The sequence below is a fragment of the Anoxybacillus pushchinoensis genome, assembly GCF_900111795.1.
Classification (GTDB): Bacteria; Bacillota; Bacilli; order Bacillales; family Anoxybacillaceae; genus Anoxybacillus; species Anoxybacillus pushchinoensis.
Genome location: NZ_FOJQ01000023.1, coordinates 23,206 through 39,608, shown reverse-complemented (window position 1 = coordinate 39,608; position 16,403 = coordinate 23,206). Strand labels below are relative to the sequence as shown.

Genomic DNA, 16,403 nt, shown 5'->3' with positions numbered 1-16,403 from the left:
GCGAAATATCACCGCATAGCCGCAAGAAGAGGGGCGAATCGAGCGAGTATGGCAGTTGGACGAACGATATTAGAAATCATCTATTACCTGTTAACTCGGAAGGAACCGTATAAAGAATTAGGGGCAGACTATTGGGATCGTCAACGGGAAGCAAAGATCGTGCGTCAAACGGTGAAGAAATTAGAGGGGTTAGGGTACGAAGTGAAGTTAGAAAAAATGGGTGCATAAGGGAATTAAACCATATATAAACTTTAATACCTTCCTTTGGAAATTATATTCCAAAGGCTAGGTGGGGGTTGTTTTTTGCCAAATTTTGTTTTCAGGATAGATAAACATAAAAAATAAAGCCCACTTTCTCATATTCCTCTCCCTCATCTTTTCCTTCCTCTCGCCATACATACAAATCCTCACAAATCGACAACATAATAAACAGCATACATAAGAAAGGGAGGTTTATGATGAAACTGCACGGATTTAACAACTTAACGAAATCGCTTAGCTTTAATATGTACGATATTTGTTACACGACAAGCGCAAGCGAACGGGAAGCGTATATTTCATACATTGACGAAGTGTATAATGCCGATCGATTGACGAGTATTTTGAAAAATGTAGCCGATATGATTGGAGCGCACATTTTGAATATCGCCAAGCAAGATTATGTTCCTCAAGGGGCTAGCGTCACAATGCTTATATCAGAAGGACCGATTGAAGTGCCGAAAGAAGAACCGCCTGTGCCACAAGCGGTCGTTTGTGCGCTCGATAAAAGCCATATTACAGTACATACATATCCCGAATATCATCCGAACGATGGAATTAGCACGTTTCGGGCTGATATTGATGTTGCAACGTGTGGGGAAATTTCGCCGTTAAAGGCGCTTGATTATTTAATTCGTTCATTTGAAACCGATATTATGATTATCGACTATCGTGTGCGCGGATTTACACGCGACATTTCGGGGAAAAAGCTGTTTATCGATCATGACATTACATCGATTCAAAACTACATCCCCGATGACATTCGCAAACAATACGACATGATTGATGTAAACGTGTATCAAGAACATATTTTCCATACGAAATGCAAATTGCGCGAGTTTGATTTAGATAGCTATTTGTTTGAGCTGTCGAAAGATCAACTGACAAAAGAAGAAGCAGATACGATTACACATAAATTACGCATAGAGATGGATGAAATTTTTTATGGAAAAAATATGACACCACCTAAGTGATGTCAATAAAAATGCAATGATATGTTGCGCGAATCAGTCCTTGTTCCGAAAAACGTTGTTCATATTCATGCATCATTGTTTTGAATACAGATGGTCGTTGGCAATAGCGACCCGACGTGCTATTTGTTGCACCGATGTGACGAAGTGATAAGAAGAAGTCACGTACAGATGGAAAATATTCAACTTCAAACTGTTCGTGTCCACGCGCTCGAATATGCATAGCGAGCCACTCGGAAAACGTCGGAAACGATGGGCCGATGCGAAGCGGCTCGTCAATTTGTTGAATGGCGAGCGCATACGCAAATGAGGTGTGCAACTCGTGAAACGTTCGGTCGCCAAATGTTGAAAAAAGAAGTTGTCCTCTTTCGTTTCGTTGTTTGGCGAGTTTGGCGATCGTTTGTTTTGGAGTCATAAGCCATTGAAACGTCGCGTTAGAAATAATGAGATCGTACGTTTCATGTAACTCAGCTTCTTCAATGTCTGCGCACAGCCATGTAATTGGTGCATCATTTAGCCTTTGTTTCGCTTTTTCAATCATGCCTGGAGCGATATCAACTGCTGTAAGTTTTGCCTGCGGATAAGCGTCATGTAACAGTTTCGTTAAATATCCCGTACCACAGCCAATTTCTAAAATCGTTTTAGGTGGATGATCGATGCGTTTTATTAATTCATGGGCCATCTTTTTTTGGACGTTCGCAAACTGATCGTATGTCGTTGCTCGTTCGCTAAATCGTTTTTGCATCAATTGTTTATCAATCATTTTTTTCACCGCCTAACCATATTTGAATGTAATGGGCGCACGTGCTTGGCTGTGTGACGTGCGGGGCGTGCCCGACATTTGGCATAAGCATGAACGTACAATGATTGGTTCGTTCATATACATATTGAGCAGCTTGCGGTGGACAAATGCGATCACGCTCTCCATGAATGAGTAGGAGTGGTACATCGATTTGTTGTAACTGATCTCGTACGTCTGTCGTTAATAAGTAATCTAATCCAAGCAACAAGTCTGGGATATGATGATGCATATAACGGAACGGTTGCGCTTCTTCCTCGCCCCATAACATATCAATAAATGATTGTATTGTTTTTTCCGGTTGGCGCATTAATTGTGTCTTCATTCGTTCCACAACGCGTGCATGCCAGCCGATCGGATAATCGTCTGTCATCGTAAATCGGCTCGTCCCTCCGATGCATACGAGCGCTTGCACATGTTCATGCATAGCGAGCTGTAAAGCAACGAGCGAGCCAAGCGACCAACCGATCACAATCGACGGGACGGTTAAAGCGTCTTTTGCTTTCGCTAAAAAATGATTAACATCATGCATATGCTCCCATGCGACGACGGTAACATGGCTTGGCTGAAGAGCTTGAATAAGCGGGGTAAACACTTCTCCTTTCATTCCCCATCCCGGCAATAACAATATGTTCATACGATCAGCCCCATTTCTTTTCCGACTGCGGTAATTTCAGCAAGCGCCCAATCGAGTTGCTCTTTTGTCATCGTCGCCATAAGTGAGAAACGAAGGCGCGCCGTGCCGTCTGGTACCGTTGGTGGACGAATCGCAACCGCAACAATGCCACGTTCACGCAAGCGGACGCTAAAAGCAAGCGCTCGTTCGTTATCGCCAACGATAATTGGCACAATATGCGTCGTGCTTTGACCAATATCGAATCCCGCCTGTTGCAGATGCGTGCGAAAATAATCACTTAACGCATGTAAATGATGGCGCAATGATCGTTCTTGTTGTACGATCTCAATAGCTGTACAAATGGTGCCGAGCACGCTTGGAGGTAATGCGGTTGTGAAAATAAATGGACGCATCGTATTAATGAAATAATCAATAACGACTCGCTTTCCCGCCACATATGCCCCGTATGCGCCGAGCGCTTTACTGAACGTTCCCATATGTACGTCAATCTGTTCAGCAATCTCGTGTTCGTGAGCCATTCCTTGCCCTTTTTCTCCATATATACCGCTCGCATGTGCTTCATCAACGACAAGCATCGCACCGTATGTTTCTTTTAACGCGACGAGTTCGCGTAGCGGGGCAACGTCCCCGTCCATGCTGAAAATCGTGTCCGTCACAATAATTTTTCGTTTATGTCTTTCGGCTTTTTTTAATAGCGTTTCTAAATGATCCACGTCCGCATGGCGATAGCGTCTCACTTCCGCTCGGCTTAAAATCGCCCCATCTACAATGCTGGCATGGTTCCATTTATCGCTAAAAATGACCGCATCCCGTCCTGCTAAGGAAGAAAGAATGCCGACGTTTGCTGTGTATCCGCTATTGACGATGAGTGCAGCTTCACACCCTTTCCAACGAACGAGCGCATCTTCTGCTTGTTCATATAGCGGATGGTTGCCAACAACAAGGCGTGAAGCCGTTGCTCCTACACCGTATCGTCTTGTGGCTTCCATGCTAGCGTGAATAAGCCGTTCGTCATGTGCAAAACCTAAATAGTTATTCGATGAAAAATTAAATAAGTGACGGCCATCGATATGTATAAAACATCCGTCGCTTTCTGCCTGAATCAACGTTCGTTTTTGCGCTTTTTCCGCAAGTTGTTCGATATGTATTTGCAATTCCTCCCACAACATACCTCTCCCCTTTTTGTAAACCTATAAAAAATAAAAGTTTACATTTATCGTATCATACGTTTATTTCTTTTTCCATAATAAATAAACAAAATAAGGAGCACCGATGATTGACACGATGACACCAGCAGGGAGGCCATCTGGTTCAATTAAATTGCGCCCAATCGTATCAGCAAGCAACAATAACGCACCACCCATCAGCATCGTCACAGGTAAACTTAACTCGTTTCGAGGACCAACAAGCGCCCGAGCAATATGTGGGGCCATTAAACCGACAAATGCGATACCGCCGGTGACGGAAACGGCCGATGCGGCAAGCGCCACCGCCGTCAATAGTAAAACGAGTCGTTCACGATCGAGCGATACGCCGATGCCAATGGCCACAGGATCATTCAATTGCAAAGCATTCAAGCGATGAGCTTTATATAAAATGAATGGAACGAGAATGATGAGCCACGGCAATAATGCGAGAACGAACACCCAATCGAGCCCCCAAATACCGCCGGCTAACCATTTTGCAATAAAATCGACTCTCGTACGATCGGCTCCTGAAATAAGAACGATCATCAATCCCGAAAACGCCGTAGCAAAACCGATTCCAATTAACACGAGGCGAATCGGTTGAAGTCCTATTTGTTTATTGTACGACAACGTATAGATGAGAATCGCTGTAAGGAGCGCACTGCAAAAAGCGACGAGCGGAATAAGGTAAGCAAATGATTGTGCTTGAATCGGAACAAATAAAAAGAACAAGGCGACACCAACACCTGCGCCCGCATTTATACCGATGATACCTGGATCGGCTAAGTCATTGCGCATCACAACTTGTAAAATGGCACCAGACAACGCTAATGCCACACCTGCAAGCAACGTAATGACGATGCGTGGCAAACGAATCGAAAACAAAATGAATTGCTCTTTAAACGTCCCGTCACCTAAAATCACCGGAATGAGACGGTCGAAAGATAAAGAAGAATAGCCTGTTCCCATGCTGATGATCGTTATGAAGCAAATGAATATGAAAAGAACGAGCAAAATTATACGCTGTTTTTTTCGTAGCGGTGCAATCATAATCCTTTTTCCCCCTTACGCACGATGAAAAGAAAAAATGGAAGCCCCATGACAGCCACAACCGCGACGACGGGTGTTTCATATGGTGCGTGAATCATTCGTGCGACTGTATCTGCAAATAACATAAACGTCGCACCGCCGATCGCACTCATTGGCAAAATAAATCGATAATCCGTTCCAACAAACGAACGGACAAGATGTGGGATCATTAAACCGACAAATGCTAAATTGCCAACGAGCGCAACGGACGCACCAGCTAAAACGATGACGATGAAAAAGAGAATTGCTTTGACGCGCGTCAGTTGTTGGCCAAGCCCGACTGCTACTTCTTCGCTCATACTTAAAATTGTTAATTGACGACTTTGCAAAAAAGCGATCAGCATAGCAAAACAAATAAAAGGGGTAACGATTTTTAATTCGTACCACGTCGTTCCCATCATACCGCCAGCTGTCCACATCGATACGTCTTTCGATACTTTATACAGAAGTCCAATCCCTTCTGCGACGGCGTATAAAAAAGTAGAAATGGCTGCACCAGCTAGGACGATCCGAAACGGTGAAAATTGTTTACCGCCCGCGCTAAAAACGAGCAAGCCTCCGAACGCAGCACCAACAAAACAAGCGAGCACCGTTTGTATATAGTTTGTAGAAGGAAAAAAAGCAAACACGATCGCTAAAGCCGCATTCGCTCCTGCCGTTAGTCCAATAAGTCCTGGATCTGCAAGTGGGTTGCGCGTCATCCCTTGCATAATAGCACCAGCAACGGCTAACGCTGCACCGACAACAACCGCGGCTACTTCACGCGGCAGGCGCACTTCATGAATCATCGTCGCTATTTCGTTCGTTTCTGGCGCTGTGATCGCTAGCCAGACGTCTTTGATTGTCGTATCCGCCGCTCCGATCACAATGGCACAAACGAATGTCGTAATCAATAAAGTGAAGGCAAGTACAAATTTTTTCAGCATACGCATCCTCTCTTTTCTATTTACATAAAGAAAGAGGAATTCACGACGAACTCCTCTTTCTTTATATTACTCACCTAAAAAGTGCTTTTTGAAAAATTCAAGCTGATATTCTAATGTAATCGGGTCGTTAAAGTAAAATTCTTTTGCGTTTGCTTCAAAGACGCGATTGTTTTTCACCGCCGGAATGTTTTTATATGTTTCCGTTTCTGTAAATGAAAGGTCACCATCTGCGTTTTTGCTGAAAATGACATAGTCTCCAGCAAATTGCGGAAGCACTTCAAGGGAAATCGCATAGTATCCGTCTTTCAATGCATGTTCTTCAACTGCTTTCGGCATTTTTAATTTCATTTCTTGATATAAAATTTCTGTGCCACGACCCCAGTTATTGCCGAATACGTACAATTGCTTATCGAAGTTTTCAATGACCGAAACGGTTGCATTTTCACCAATTTTCGCACGAATTTCTTCACCGGCTTGTTGAGCGCGCTTTTTAAAGTCATCGATCCATTGTTTCGCTTCTTCTTCTTTATTTAATAGTTTTCCAATTTCCAAATGTTGCGTTAAGTAATCCACTTTTCCGTACGTGTACGTGACGGTTGGGGCAATTTCTTTTAATTTATCTAAGTTTTTATTTGTTGACGCTGCAATAATTAAATCTGGCTCAAGTTCGATAATTTGTTCCAAACTTTCATCTGTTACTTCCTTTGCATCTTTTAAATACGGTTCATAACGGGGATTCATTTTCGCCCAAGAGTCAACCCCAACAATCGGTACATCGAGCGCCATGACACTACCTGCTAAAAAGGAAGATAAAACGACAACGCGCTTTGGATTCGTAGGCACTTCGACTGGACCTGTTTCAGATTGATATGTCATTGTTTTTGGTTCGTTTGCCTCTTTTACTTCCTTTTCTTGTTCTTTTTCAGCTGCTTGATTACCGCACGCACTCAAGATGAGGACGAACAAAAGAAGAATGGACATCATTCGCTTGTTCAACATATGCTACATCTCCTTTTATTAAATGATATGTGATACACATCGGTTTGTTTGTTCGAGGGTCACGACCAATTTCTGCGTCGATATGAAACACTTGTCTTAATACATCAGGAGTCATGACTTGTTCGCACGTTCCTGCTTGCACGATTTTCCCGTCTTTCATCGCGATCATATAGTCCGCAAAACGAGCCGCTTGGTTTAAATCATGAAGCACCATCACGATCGTGCGCTTTTGTTCGCGGTTTAAACGTTGCAACAATTCGAGCACCTCTAATTGATGCGCCATATCTAAATATGTTGTCGGTTCATCTAAAAAAATGATATCGGTCTCTTGCGCAAGCGCCATCGCAATCCAGACGCGTTGTCTTTGACCACCTGATAGCGAGTCAACGGAGCGATGTTTAAATGCGATCGTTCCGGTCACTTCAAGCGCCCAATCGATGACTTCATAGTCGCGCTTCGTTAGCCGACCGAATCCTTTTTGGTACGGGAAACGTCCGTATGAAACGAGTTCACCAACCGTTAAACCGCTCGGACTTTCTGGGGTTTGCGGCAAAATCGCCATTTTTTGCGCCAACAATTTCGTATGCTCTTGCAAAATTTGTTTTCCGTCTAAAATGACGGCTCCTTCTTGATGACGAATAATGCGCGTCAACGCTTTTAAAAGCGTTGATTTCCCACATCCGTTCGGTCCGATAATGGTCGTTATTTTTTCATCTGGAATATGTACAGTTAACCGATCGACAATGGTGCGCTCTCCATATCCAACAGAAAGCTGTTCTGTATACAATCGCGGCATATATGTTTACCCCCCTCGAACGCCTAGTGAACTAACCGATATTGATAATTAATATCAACACACATTTTAATTTACATGAATTGATTATCATTGTCAATGATTTATTTACAAAACCAACTTCACTCGTTCGGAAATTGGTTTTGTAAATACGTGTTTTCAAACGCATCGGCATCAAGCGGCTTTCCGAAAACATATCCTTGAATTTCATCGCACTGTAACGTTTCGAGAATATGAAATTGTGACAGCGTTTCTACCCCTTCGGCAATGACGCGTAGTTTTAAGTTTTTCGCAAGGACGATAATTGCTTTGACGACGGCAACATCCTCTTTTTCTTCTGTTATGCCATCAATAAACGGTTTCGCAATTTTTAACCGATTAATCGGAAATTTACGCAAATAGCTTAAAGACGAATACCCTGTACCGAAATCATCAATTGAAATGTGAACACCGAGTTGTTTCAATTGCTGTAATTTTTGAATCGTATATTGTTCATTAAATACAGCAACTCCTTCTGTAATTTCTAAATCGAGCTGATCTGGTGGCAATTGTGTTTGTTGTAAAACAGCACGAATATGTTCAACAAAATTTTCTTTTAAAAATTGCTTTGGAGAAATGTTGACGCTCATGCGAAGGGAGAGGCCGGTTTGTTCGTTCCATCTTTTTATTTGACGGCACGCTTCTTCAATGACCCATTCCCCAATGGCGATAATCTGCCCTGTTTCTTCAGCGATTGGGATAAAGACGCCTGGTGAGATCATGCCGAGCTTTGGATGTATCCAGCGAATAAGCGCCTCCATGCCGATTAATTTTTTTGTTTGTACATCAAATTGAGGTTGATAAAACAACACAAATTGCTTCTGTTCGATCGCTTCATAAAGATTCGTTTCAATCATCGTTTTTTGTGACACCGTCCGATCCATCTCACCGTTAAAAAACTGATATTGGTTTTTCCCTTGCTCTTTGGCGCGATACATCGCCATATCCGCATGTTTCATTAGCGTATCGCTCGTTTCTCCGTCATACGGATACATCGCAACCCCTACGCTAAGCGACACACGTATATCTAAATGTTGAACGTCAATAGGTTGTTTACTAATAGAGACGATGTCATCGACAAGTTGATACACATCCTGAATCTCCCAACAACTAAAGTCGTGGGGTTCTTGCGTACAGAAGGGCTTCTCATGCACCTGCGTACAGAACTCACCCTTGTTCCGCAAGACTTTCATGGGCAAACACCGCTATGGTGCTTTGCGCCCTGTGCGCCCGATTCAAGACGCTTTTTACGATATTTATTATACACCCATGCTACCGACAAGCTGGTTAGCCGATTTTAAACATTCTATTTCCTTGTCGTGCAAACATATAAAATGACTCCATCTTTCTAAACATTTTTGTCGATCTATTTCTTTTAAATTGTCTCTAACATTCATGATTAAAAATGCGCTGTATAAATCACGCTGGACTTTGCGTCCGTCTATTTTATGCCATCGTTGAGAAAGTGTTTTTTTGTTATACTCATCGTTTTGATGGTCGTATTGACTTGCTTTTACACGCATTGTATCAATAAAATGAAGCGTTCTGTTTTCATATTGTAACTTTTGGTTTAATATACTCAAAAACAAACTTGGCGCGCGATTCGCAATGCTTTTACCAAATCGCTTTTTCTTTTTACATTTGCCGTTCACATCCACTTTCGTTTCTTTGGCTCTTTTTTGAAGTGCTTTGAAGTTCATTGTTTCTACTTTGAAACAATCGCCAAGCGTAAGCATCCAGTTAGCCAGTCGATGGTGGTCTTGTTTTCTTTTGTCCGCCATTTTTCGTTGTAGTTCGACTAACTCGTTACGTGTTTTTATATAGTTTTTGCTCCACATCCATTTTTCTTTGTTGTCTTTTTTTATGGTGCCATCTTCATTGTATTTATGGGGATTATTTGCTCGTCTTTGGCGGTCTAGTTTGCGAAGAAGCAATCGTTTCTGTTTTTCCATGTTTTCTACGCTTGGCGCGAGAACAAGTAGCTTTACGTCGCGCGATGAACAAACAGCGATTGTTTGTGTACCTATGTCTATACCAACGTCACCTTGACCAAGTGGATGCTTGATTTCTCCTGTTTCTTTATTGGCTTTTTTAGGCGGGATGCCTTCAAGGACAAGTTGAATGTAATACTTTATTTTTCCTCTTATTCGCTTACGTAGGATACGGCAATACTTTACTCGATCTTGTAAAGCGATAGATGCATATATGTCGTTTTTGCGAATAATGACAGGAATAGATAATCCATTCCATAAAAGATGACCGTCTTTAAAACGAATGCCTGTGTCGTTTGATTTCCCTTCTACCGAATTCATTTCGTTATGTTTTTTGAAATACACTTGCTTAGCATCTCCACATACAAGTTTTTCAAACGCCAACCATGCTCTTGTAGCGATTTTTTGCGCTGTGTTCGAGTCGATATGTTTTTTAAAAGGGGATCGCATTGGCTTGATAAAATCGTGCATCGCATATTCGCTGATGCCATACGAACGGTACAGTTCAGTCAATATTTTGTTTTTTTCTTTTGATGTTGGTTGTTGAATCCCTTGTTTATATTCGCGATCGTGTTGTAATTTTTTATATCGCTTTAGACATTCACGCAAGCAAGCATTATATAACTTTCTTGCGATTTCAAATCGCTTTTCAAGCACATGTTCTTGCCATCTTTCTGTTTTTAATGGTAGTGTCAACACATAGCTTTTTGTGTTTGATTTTGCCAATGCGATACACCTCCCTTTACACATTTTTTTGATTTTCAATATATTGCTTTACGGCATCTTCTGAAATATGACCAACTGTGCAACAAAAATAACTTCTCGTCCATAACGACGGTAATCTGCTTTTTAATGAAGGGTATTTTTCTCTTAATATTCGACTGCTTTTGCCTTTAAACGCTTGAATAATCTTATGCAAATGTTGTCGTGGGTCAAAAGAAATAAACAAATGAACATGATCGGGCATAATCTCCATCGCTTTCATTTCTACATCATGTTCTTTGGCAACTTCATAAAAAATTTCTTTTACATCTCGTTCAATATCTCCAACTAATACTTTTCTACGGTACTTTGGACAAAACACAATATGATATTGATTGAGATACACAATCCCTTTTTTATGGGTGTATTTTTTGGTTTCCAAAATCAATCACCTCTATATTAAATATACCATAAATATTAGATAAATAAAAATTATCTAATAAATTTATTTAAAAAATACGCAATTCCTCCCCATACCTAAAGGCAGGGGCTTCCTTGCGCTCCTTTTGTGAAGGTGATATACAGGAGTGACAATGATAGTAAATTCGTCCCCTCTTCATCAGACATGATTCGAAATACATCTTCTCAAATTCAAGCGATTGCTGATCAAACGAACTTACTTGCTTTAAATGCCGCGATTGAAGCAGCACGAGCGGGAGAAGCAGGAAAAGGTTTTGCTGTCGTAGCAGATGAAGTTCGAAAGCTAGCGGAATATACAAAACAAATGAGTACAGACATTATTGAAGGGATCGAAACGAATTATCGACAAGTCGAGTCACTTGTACAAAAGATGAACGGGATGAGCCATATCGCAGAAGAAGCAGCTAGTCAAATGGAGCAAACAAAAGGGACGATGGTCGCTTCGAAAATGGAGCTCGACCACCATATTGACCTGTTTAGGGAAAGCCAGCAACAAATCGATTATATTTTACGCTCTATTGAAGACATTCATCGCGTCATGAAACACTTATCTTCCTTATCTACCGAATTAGTAGAACAGGCAGAATTATAATCAAGCGGTTTTCAACTAAGAAAACCGCTTAATTATTCGCGCGATGTTGCGTGCTTTCGTATAAAGAAGGGTGGTTGCTGAACGCATACATTGTTCTAACGTCATCGGCTTTGTCGCAATCGCATCGCAGCTGACAAAATATGCATATAGCTTGTCAAAGCCGTCACCCAGACTTCCTGACAGCAAAAAGGCAGGAACGTGATATTCGTTCGCTAATTGTGCGACATAAAATGGTACTTTTCCATATAACGTTTGCTCGTCGCTTTGTCCTTCACCGGTAATAACGATATGGGCGTGCTTCATTTTTTGTGGCAGTTGCACCGTCTCGCCGACAAGTTGCGCCCCACGTATTAATTTTCCACCAAGCAATAAAAAAGCAAATCCTAATCCCCCTGCCGCTCCCGCTACATGCTCTTGTGCATAAAAAAGATTTGTTTGTTGTTCGATTTTTTGTGCATACGTATATAGCCACTGATCTAATATGCGAACCGTTTCACGATCCGCCCCTTTTTGCGGACCGAATACGTGTGAAGCACCGCGCTCGCCATACAGCGGATTATCGACATCACAAGCAACGAGAAACTCACTTTCATACACACGTCGGTCAATCGATGTCATATCGACGTGTGCAATATGAGGGAGCGAAGACGGCATCGGGGGCAACCGTTCCCCGGATGCGTTTGTAAATGTTGCGCCAAGTGCACATAACATCCCAAACCCTCCGTCGTTTGTGCTGCTTCCACCAAGCCCGATGACAAAACGGCGATAGCCCGCCTCAAGCGCTGCTATGATCACTTCACCTACACCGTACGTTGTCGTATGGAGCGGATTTCTTTTTTCGTTTGGAACGAGCGGCAAGCCGATGACTTGTGCTACTTCAATGACCGCTGTATCACCGACAACACCGTATGCTACTTGCTGCATATCAAAAAGTGGGCCGCGGGCCGTTACCGGTTGAACGAATCCATTCATCGCTGAAACGATCGCTTCCATCGTCCCTTCGCCTCCGTCTGCCATCGGAACGGTCGTAACTGCCGCTTCTGGATATTCATCGGAAAACGCTTTTTTGATTACGGTACACACATCATGTGCCGATAAACTTCCCTTAAATGAATCTGGTGCAATGATAACTTTCATTTCGCAACAACCTTTTTCAATATATTTTTTCCGTCTTGGCGAACGAACAAAACAGTCATCGTTGTTCCACGTTCACATGAAAACGATTCATTCGTCGTCATCATTTCATAATCTCGATAAGGGGAGCGATACATATCAAATAAAAACGACGTTTCATTTACCCACTGAATAAAAATGATGTCGGCAAAATATTCTCCGTTGACGTACGAAAGTGCTGAACCGTCTTTTCGTTCAATTGAAATCAGTTTCTTTTCCCCTTCGATTTCGCAAAACGCCACCCCAACATCGTCGCCGGCACAAAAGCCAATTATTGGCTCGTTCGTCGTAGTCGTAAACGTAAGCGTCTCTCCCTTCACTTGCACATCAACTGTTCGTTCATAAGCACGAATAAATATGCCTTCAACACAAAATAATTGTTGGTCACCACATTCCATAAGTCATTCCCTTTCTAGTTATGTTTCTTCCTTCATCATAATACAGACGAAAATGTTTTCACAACATCATCCGTTTTGTTAAAATGGTAGTATGCTTTACGATAAGGAGGTTTTGTTATGTTAGAAAAACAATTGGAAAAATACGCACAATTAGCTGTACGTGTCGGCGTCAACATTCAACCAGGACAAACGTTGTTTATTAACGCTCCGTTACCGTCTGCCCCACTTGTGCGCGAAATTGCTAAAAAAGCGTACGAAGCGGGGGCAAAACATGTGCATGTCGAGTGGAGCGATGAAGAAATCACGTACATAAAGTTTAAACATGCGCCCGAAGAAGCGCTTCATGAATACCCGTCTTGGCTTGCGAAAGGACGCGAGGAAGTCGCTGAAAAAGGTGGGGCGTTTTTAAGCATTTATGCACCGAATCCAGATTTATTAAAAGATATTGACCCTGCGCGCGTTGCTGCGGCGACGAAAGCGGCAAGCATGGCGTTGCAAAACTACCGTAGCCGCTTAATGGCTGATCATAACTGTTGGTCATTAATTGCTGTGCCGACGCCAGCATGGGCAAAAAAAGTGTTCCCACATATGAGCGAAGAAGAAGGAATGGCAGCGTTATGGGATGTCATTTTCCAAGTGACGCGTGTCGATCAGGACGATCCGATTGCAGCTTGGAAAGCGCACAATGAAAAATTAGCTCGCATCGTTGATTATTTAAACAATAAGCAATATAAACAGCTCATTTATAACGGGCCAGGAACAAATTTAACGGTGGAGCTTCCAGATGGGCATATTTGGGCTGGCGGTGCAGCGAAGAGCACAGATGGCATTATATTTAATCCGAATATGCCAACAGAAGAAGTGTTTACAATGCCTCATAAAGATGGAACGAACGGGGTCGTTCGAAATACGAAACCGCTTAACTATGGCGGCAATATTGTTGACGGCTTTACACTTACATTTAAAGATGGAAAAGTCGTTGACTTTACGGCAGAAGTCGGCTATGACACGTTAAAACATTTACTTGATACAGATGAAGGGGCTCGCCGATTAGGAGAAATTGCGCTCGTGCCGCATCAATCTCCAATTTCACAATCGAACCTTGTGTTTTATAATACGTTATTTGATGAAAACGCGGCGTCGCATTTAGCGCTCGGAAAGGCATATCCGACAAATATTGAAGGCGGAACGAATATGCGCACCGAAGAGTTGCTTGCACGTGGCGCGAACGATAGTTTAGTGCATGAAGATTTTATGATCGGTTCTCATGAATTGAACGTCGATGGCGTCACAAAAGACGGCGTTCGCGAGCCGATTATGCGAAACGGCGAGTGGGCCATTTCGATTTAAAAATGTTGCGGCGTTTGTCCGCAACATTTTTTTCGTTCGCATAGCTTGCAACAAATGAATCAGAGCTGTTTAAACAAGCAGATATCACTTTATATGAAGCGAAAAAACAAGGACGAAATCGAACGGTCGTGTATAAAAAGGAATACTTGCATAAAACGTAAAACTATACGACAATAAAAGTAAAAACAATTAAAGGAGCGACAAAGATGAAACAACAGTCGAAGTTATGGATGAGCATCGTTGCGGCTGTCGCTTTGCTTTCTGCCTGCAGCGAGCAAACAACAGCACCGGTCGAACAACCAATTGCGAACAAAGAACAAACAAAAGAACAAACGCCAGTTGACTTCACACTCGTTGAAAGCACAAATCAGCCGTTTAGCATTTCGTTATTACCAAAATTTAGTTTAGAAGCAGAAGAACCAAGAAAAGATGTCGTTATGCATGAGAGTGAACAAGAACAATGGATGCGGATTGAGTTGTTGCCGAAAGATGCATCTAACGAAATGGAAACGTATGCAAAAGAGCGGGCAACAGCGATATCTGAACAAGCTATCCTTTTTGAAGGCACACTACCGTTTGAAAATGCGATCGCTTATGAAGCGCATGTTGATGACAGTGTCGTTTACGTCATTGGAGTAACAGAAGATGCGCCGATGTTTTTAACGGTATTTACAAAAAAAGAAGAAAATTGGTTGGACACGTTTATGACGATGGCCAAGACGATTGAACGAAAAAAAACTGAAACGAATGAACAAACGAAAGAACAATTTTTCACATATAAAAGCAGCAATCAACCGTTTCAAGCAAATATTTTAAACGGATATATGGCTGAGGCAATCGAACCAGGAAAAGATATGATTTTCCTTGATGAAGAAAAAGCGTCGCTGACTGTCGAGCTCATTGATGAAGGGGCAGACTGGTCTCTTGTCGCCGAGCAAGCCGAACAATATGTGAAAGCGAGCAGTAAAGATGGACATGTCGAGAAAATAACATGGACGAAAGGAGCACATTTAAACGGATCAGACGTATATAAAAGCGCGATTGAAGACGGCGAAGTGTACGTGTTTGTCGTGAAAAATGAACCGGCGATGCGGTTGACGATTTTTATTCAACAGCCGAATGAGTTAGATGCATTTTTACAAATGGCTGAAACGATTGAGCGCATTGACTAAGGGGAGATGTTCGATGGAGCTACTAGACGCATATCGGTCGCTATGGTCGAACCGTTCATTGCCTGCAACAGAAAATGAAGCGGAGGACGTATTACTTGATGCCATCCGCCGTGATTTACTAGATGAAATGACGCATCCGCGCTTAAGAAAGTCACCTTATGAAAAATTTTCATTAGCTATAACACGCATTGCAACATCATCGCTTCATGCGAAACAACAATACGAACTCGTTCGTTTATACGTACAGCAATTGGAAAACTTGCCTTCCCGTTAAGGCAAGTTTTTTGTATAATATCCTGCCGTTTGCGCAAAATACGTACCGAATACGATATAAGGAGGCTTGGCGATGAACCCATTCCGTTCATTAGATGTGATGCGTCGGGATGTTGAACGTATGTTTTCAAACTTCCCTTCCCTCTTCTCGCATATTGACGATGCTTTTCGTATGCCGCGCGTCGATGTGCATGAAAACGAAAAAGAAATGATTGTCACTTGCGACATCCCGGGATTAGAACGAAAAGAAGATGTCGATATTCATATTGACCACCAAACGTTGTCTATTAGCGGACAAGTGCGCAAACAACACGATATACACGATGAGCATATGCATCGGCAGGAGCGGTTTTACGGACGATTTTATCGTACGATCCCTCTCCCTTCCCCTGCGGCACACGAAAACGTACAGGCATCGTACAAAAATGGGGTGCTTGAAATTCGCATCCCGAAAACACAAGCAGACGGGAAAAAACGAATTGACGTGCAATTTCATTAAACACCGGCAACTCGCCGGTGTTTTTATACGGATGCATTCATACAAGTCATTTTTACAAAAACAGTTTTTTTAACG

General features: G+C 42.3%; 17 protein-coding genes and 2 pseudogenes. 7 read left to right on the top strand and 12 right to left on the bottom strand.

Annotated features, from left to right (window positions below):
• Positions 1-228: pseudogene (locus tag BM213_RS08125) on the top strand (IS110 family transposase); the annotation flags it as partial.
• 230 nt (positions 229-458) lie between these two features.
• Entirely contained in the window at positions 459-1,232 is a 774-nt protein-coding gene (speD, locus tag BM213_RS08120) for an adenosylmethionine decarboxylase (protein ID WP_091702828.1), read from the top strand.
• Here speD and bioC read toward each other — a convergent pair.
• From bioC to tnpA, 10 genes are all read right to left on the bottom strand, one after another.
• Positions 1,225-1,992 (bottom strand): malonyl-ACP O-methyltransferase BioC, encoded by a 768-nt coding sequence (bioC, locus tag BM213_RS08115; protein WP_004889989.1) that lies wholly within the window; start codon positions 1,990-1,992, stop codon positions 1,225-1,227. The two genes, speD and bioC, sit on opposite strands and share 8 nt — an antisense overlap.
• Positions 1,985-2,665, bottom strand: a complete 681-nt coding sequence (locus BM213_RS08110; RefSeq protein ID WP_091702825.1) for an alpha/beta fold hydrolase — start codon at positions 2,663-2,665, stop codon at positions 1,985-1,987. The genes bioC and BM213_RS08110 overlap by 8 nt, the downstream gene beginning before the upstream one ends.
• Positions 2,662-3,834 carry an 8-amino-7-oxononanoate synthase gene (gene bioF, locus BM213_RS08105; protein ID WP_091702823.1) on the bottom strand — a complete coding sequence of 391 codons (1,173 nt, stop codon included), beginning with the start codon at positions 3,832-3,834 and terminating at the stop codon, positions 2,662-2,664. Before bioF ends, BM213_RS08110 begins: the two co-directional genes overlap by 4 nt.
• A gap of 60 nt (positions 3,835-3,894) precedes the next feature.
• Positions 3,895-4,902, bottom strand: coding sequence for a FecCD family ABC transporter permease (locus tag BM213_RS08100; protein ID WP_091702820.1), 1,008 nt, complete (start codon positions 4,900-4,902; stop codon positions 3,895-3,897).
• The gene (locus tag BM213_RS08095; RefSeq protein ID WP_091702817.1) at positions 4,899-5,873 is read right to left on the bottom strand and encodes a FecCD family ABC transporter permease; all 975 of its coding nucleotides are present in this window, start codon (positions 5,871-5,873) and stop codon (positions 4,899-4,901) included. Before BM213_RS08095 ends, BM213_RS08100 begins: the two co-directional genes overlap by 4 nt.
• 60 nt (positions 5,874-5,933) lie before the next feature.
• Positions 5,934-6,866 (bottom strand): iron-hydroxamate ABC transporter substrate-binding protein, encoded by a 933-nt coding sequence (locus BM213_RS08090; protein ID WP_425265922.1) that lies wholly within the window; start codon positions 6,864-6,866, stop codon positions 5,934-5,936.
• Positions 6,802-7,662 carry an ABC transporter ATP-binding protein gene (locus BM213_RS08085; RefSeq protein ID WP_091702814.1) on the bottom strand — a complete coding sequence of 287 codons (861 nt, stop codon included), beginning with the start codon at positions 7,660-7,662 and terminating at the stop codon, positions 6,802-6,804. The genes BM213_RS08090 and BM213_RS08085 overlap by 65 nt, the downstream gene beginning before the upstream one ends.
• A gap of 119 nt (positions 7,663-7,781) precedes the next feature.
• Positions 7,782-8,789: a putative bifunctional diguanylate cyclase/phosphodiesterase gene (locus BM213_RS08080; RefSeq protein ID WP_244149215.1), complete on the bottom strand. Its 1,008-nt coding sequence runs from the start codon at positions 8,787-8,789 to the stop codon at positions 7,782-7,784.
• A 168-nt stretch (positions 8,790-8,957) separates the two neighbouring features.
• Positions 8,958-10,415, bottom strand: a complete 1,458-nt coding sequence (locus BM213_RS08075) for a transposase (RefSeq protein ID WP_208601889.1) — start codon at positions 10,413-10,415, stop codon at positions 8,958-8,960.
• Between the two features lie 16 nt (positions 10,416-10,431).
• Entirely contained in the window at positions 10,432-10,833 is a 402-nt protein-coding gene (gene tnpA, locus BM213_RS08070) for an IS200/IS605 family transposase (protein WP_021094952.1), read from the bottom strand.
• Between the two features lie 207 nt (positions 10,834-11,040).
• On the opposite strand from tnpA, the pseudogene BM213_RS14945 reads away from it, so the two are divergent.
• Positions 11,041-11,463 (top strand): annotated as a pseudogene (locus BM213_RS14945) (methyl-accepting chemotaxis protein); the annotation flags it as partial.
• 15 nt (positions 11,464-11,478) lie between these two features.
• Here BM213_RS14945 and BM213_RS08060 read toward each other — a convergent pair.
• Complete coding sequence (locus BM213_RS08060; RefSeq protein WP_091702809.1) at positions 11,479-12,600, bottom strand: glycerate kinase; 1,122 nt, start codon at positions 12,598-12,600, stop codon at positions 11,479-11,481.
• A complete protein-coding gene (locus BM213_RS08055; RefSeq protein ID WP_091702806.1) occupies positions 12,597-13,034 on the bottom strand; it encodes a hypothetical protein in 438 nt (145 codons plus the stop codon). Before BM213_RS08055 ends, BM213_RS08060 begins: the two co-directional genes overlap by 4 nt.
• Before the next feature lie 117 nt (positions 13,035-13,151).
• Between BM213_RS08055 and BM213_RS08050 the strand changes: the two genes are divergently transcribed.
• From BM213_RS08050 to BM213_RS08035, 4 genes are all read left to right on the top strand, one after another.
• Positions 13,152-14,384 carry an aminopeptidase gene (locus BM213_RS08050; protein ID WP_091702803.1) on the top strand — a complete coding sequence of 411 codons (1,233 nt, stop codon included), beginning with the start codon at positions 13,152-13,154 and terminating at the stop codon, positions 14,382-14,384.
• A 206-nt stretch (positions 14,385-14,590) separates the two neighbouring features.
• Positions 14,591-15,556, top strand: coding sequence for a hypothetical protein (locus tag BM213_RS08045; RefSeq protein ID WP_091702801.1), 966 nt, complete (start codon positions 14,591-14,593; stop codon positions 15,554-15,556).
• Positions 15,557-15,569: 13 nt separating this feature from the next.
• On the top strand, positions 15,570-15,830 hold the full coding sequence (locus BM213_RS08040) for a hypothetical protein (RefSeq protein ID WP_003394640.1): 261 nt from the start codon (positions 15,570-15,572) through the stop codon (positions 15,828-15,830).
• Positions 15,831-15,902: 72 nt separating this feature from the next.
• A complete protein-coding gene (locus BM213_RS08035; protein ID WP_091702798.1) occupies positions 15,903-16,328 on the top strand; it encodes an Hsp20/alpha crystallin family protein in 426 nt (141 codons plus the stop codon).
• The last annotated feature ends 75 nt before the right edge of the window (positions 16,329-16,403 follow it).

What these genes read in the sequence shown, in the direction of transcription:
- speD (WP_091702828.1), top strand. Translation starts at nt 459, where the DNA reads ATGAAACTGCACGGATTTAACAACTTAACGAAATCGCTTAGCTTTAAT.
- BM213_RS08090 (WP_425265922.1), bottom strand. Translation starts at nt 6,866, where the DNA reads ATGTTGAACAAGCGAATGATGTCCATTCTTCTTTTGTTCGTCCTCATC.
- bioF (WP_091702823.1), bottom strand. Translation starts at nt 3,834, where the DNA reads ATGTTGTGGGAGGAATTGCAAATACATATCGAACAACTTGCGGAAAAA.
- BM213_RS08100 (WP_091702820.1), bottom strand. Translation starts at nt 4,902, where the DNA reads ATGATTGCACCGCTACGAAAAAAACAGCGTATAATTTTGCTCGTTCTT.
- bioC (WP_004889989.1), bottom strand. Translation starts at nt 1,992, where the DNA reads ATGATTGATAAACAATTGATGCAAAAACGATTTAGCGAACGAGCAACG.
- BM213_RS08040 (WP_003394640.1), top strand. Translation starts at nt 15,570, where the DNA reads ATGGAGCTACTAGACGCATATCGGTCGCTATGGTCGAACCGTTCATTG.
- BM213_RS08060 (WP_091702809.1), bottom strand. Translation starts at nt 12,600, where the DNA reads ATGAAAGTTATCATTGCACCAGATTCATTTAAGGGAAGTTTATCGGCA.
- BM213_RS08035 (WP_091702798.1), top strand. Translation starts at nt 15,903, where the DNA reads ATGAACCCATTCCGTTCATTAGATGTGATGCGTCGGGATGTTGAACGT.
- BM213_RS08045 (WP_091702801.1), top strand. Translation starts at nt 14,591, where the DNA reads ATGAAACAACAGTCGAAGTTATGGATGAGCATCGTTGCGGCTGTCGCT.
- BM213_RS08055 (WP_091702806.1), bottom strand. Translation starts at nt 13,034, where the DNA reads ATGGAATGTGGTGACCAACAATTATTTTGTGTTGAAGGCATATTTATT.
- BM213_RS08085 (WP_091702814.1), bottom strand. Translation starts at nt 7,662, where the DNA reads ATGCCGCGATTGTATACAGAACAGCTTTCTGTTGGATATGGAGAGCGC.
- BM213_RS08110 (WP_091702825.1), bottom strand. Translation starts at nt 2,665, where the DNA reads ATGAACATATTGTTATTGCCGGGATGGGGAATGAAAGGAGAAGTGTTT.
- BM213_RS08095 (WP_091702817.1), bottom strand. Translation starts at nt 5,873, where the DNA reads ATGCGTATGCTGAAAAAATTTGTACTTGCCTTCACTTTATTGATTACG.
- BM213_RS08050 (WP_091702803.1), top strand. Translation starts at nt 13,152, where the DNA reads ATGTTAGAAAAACAATTGGAAAAATACGCACAATTAGCTGTACGTGTC.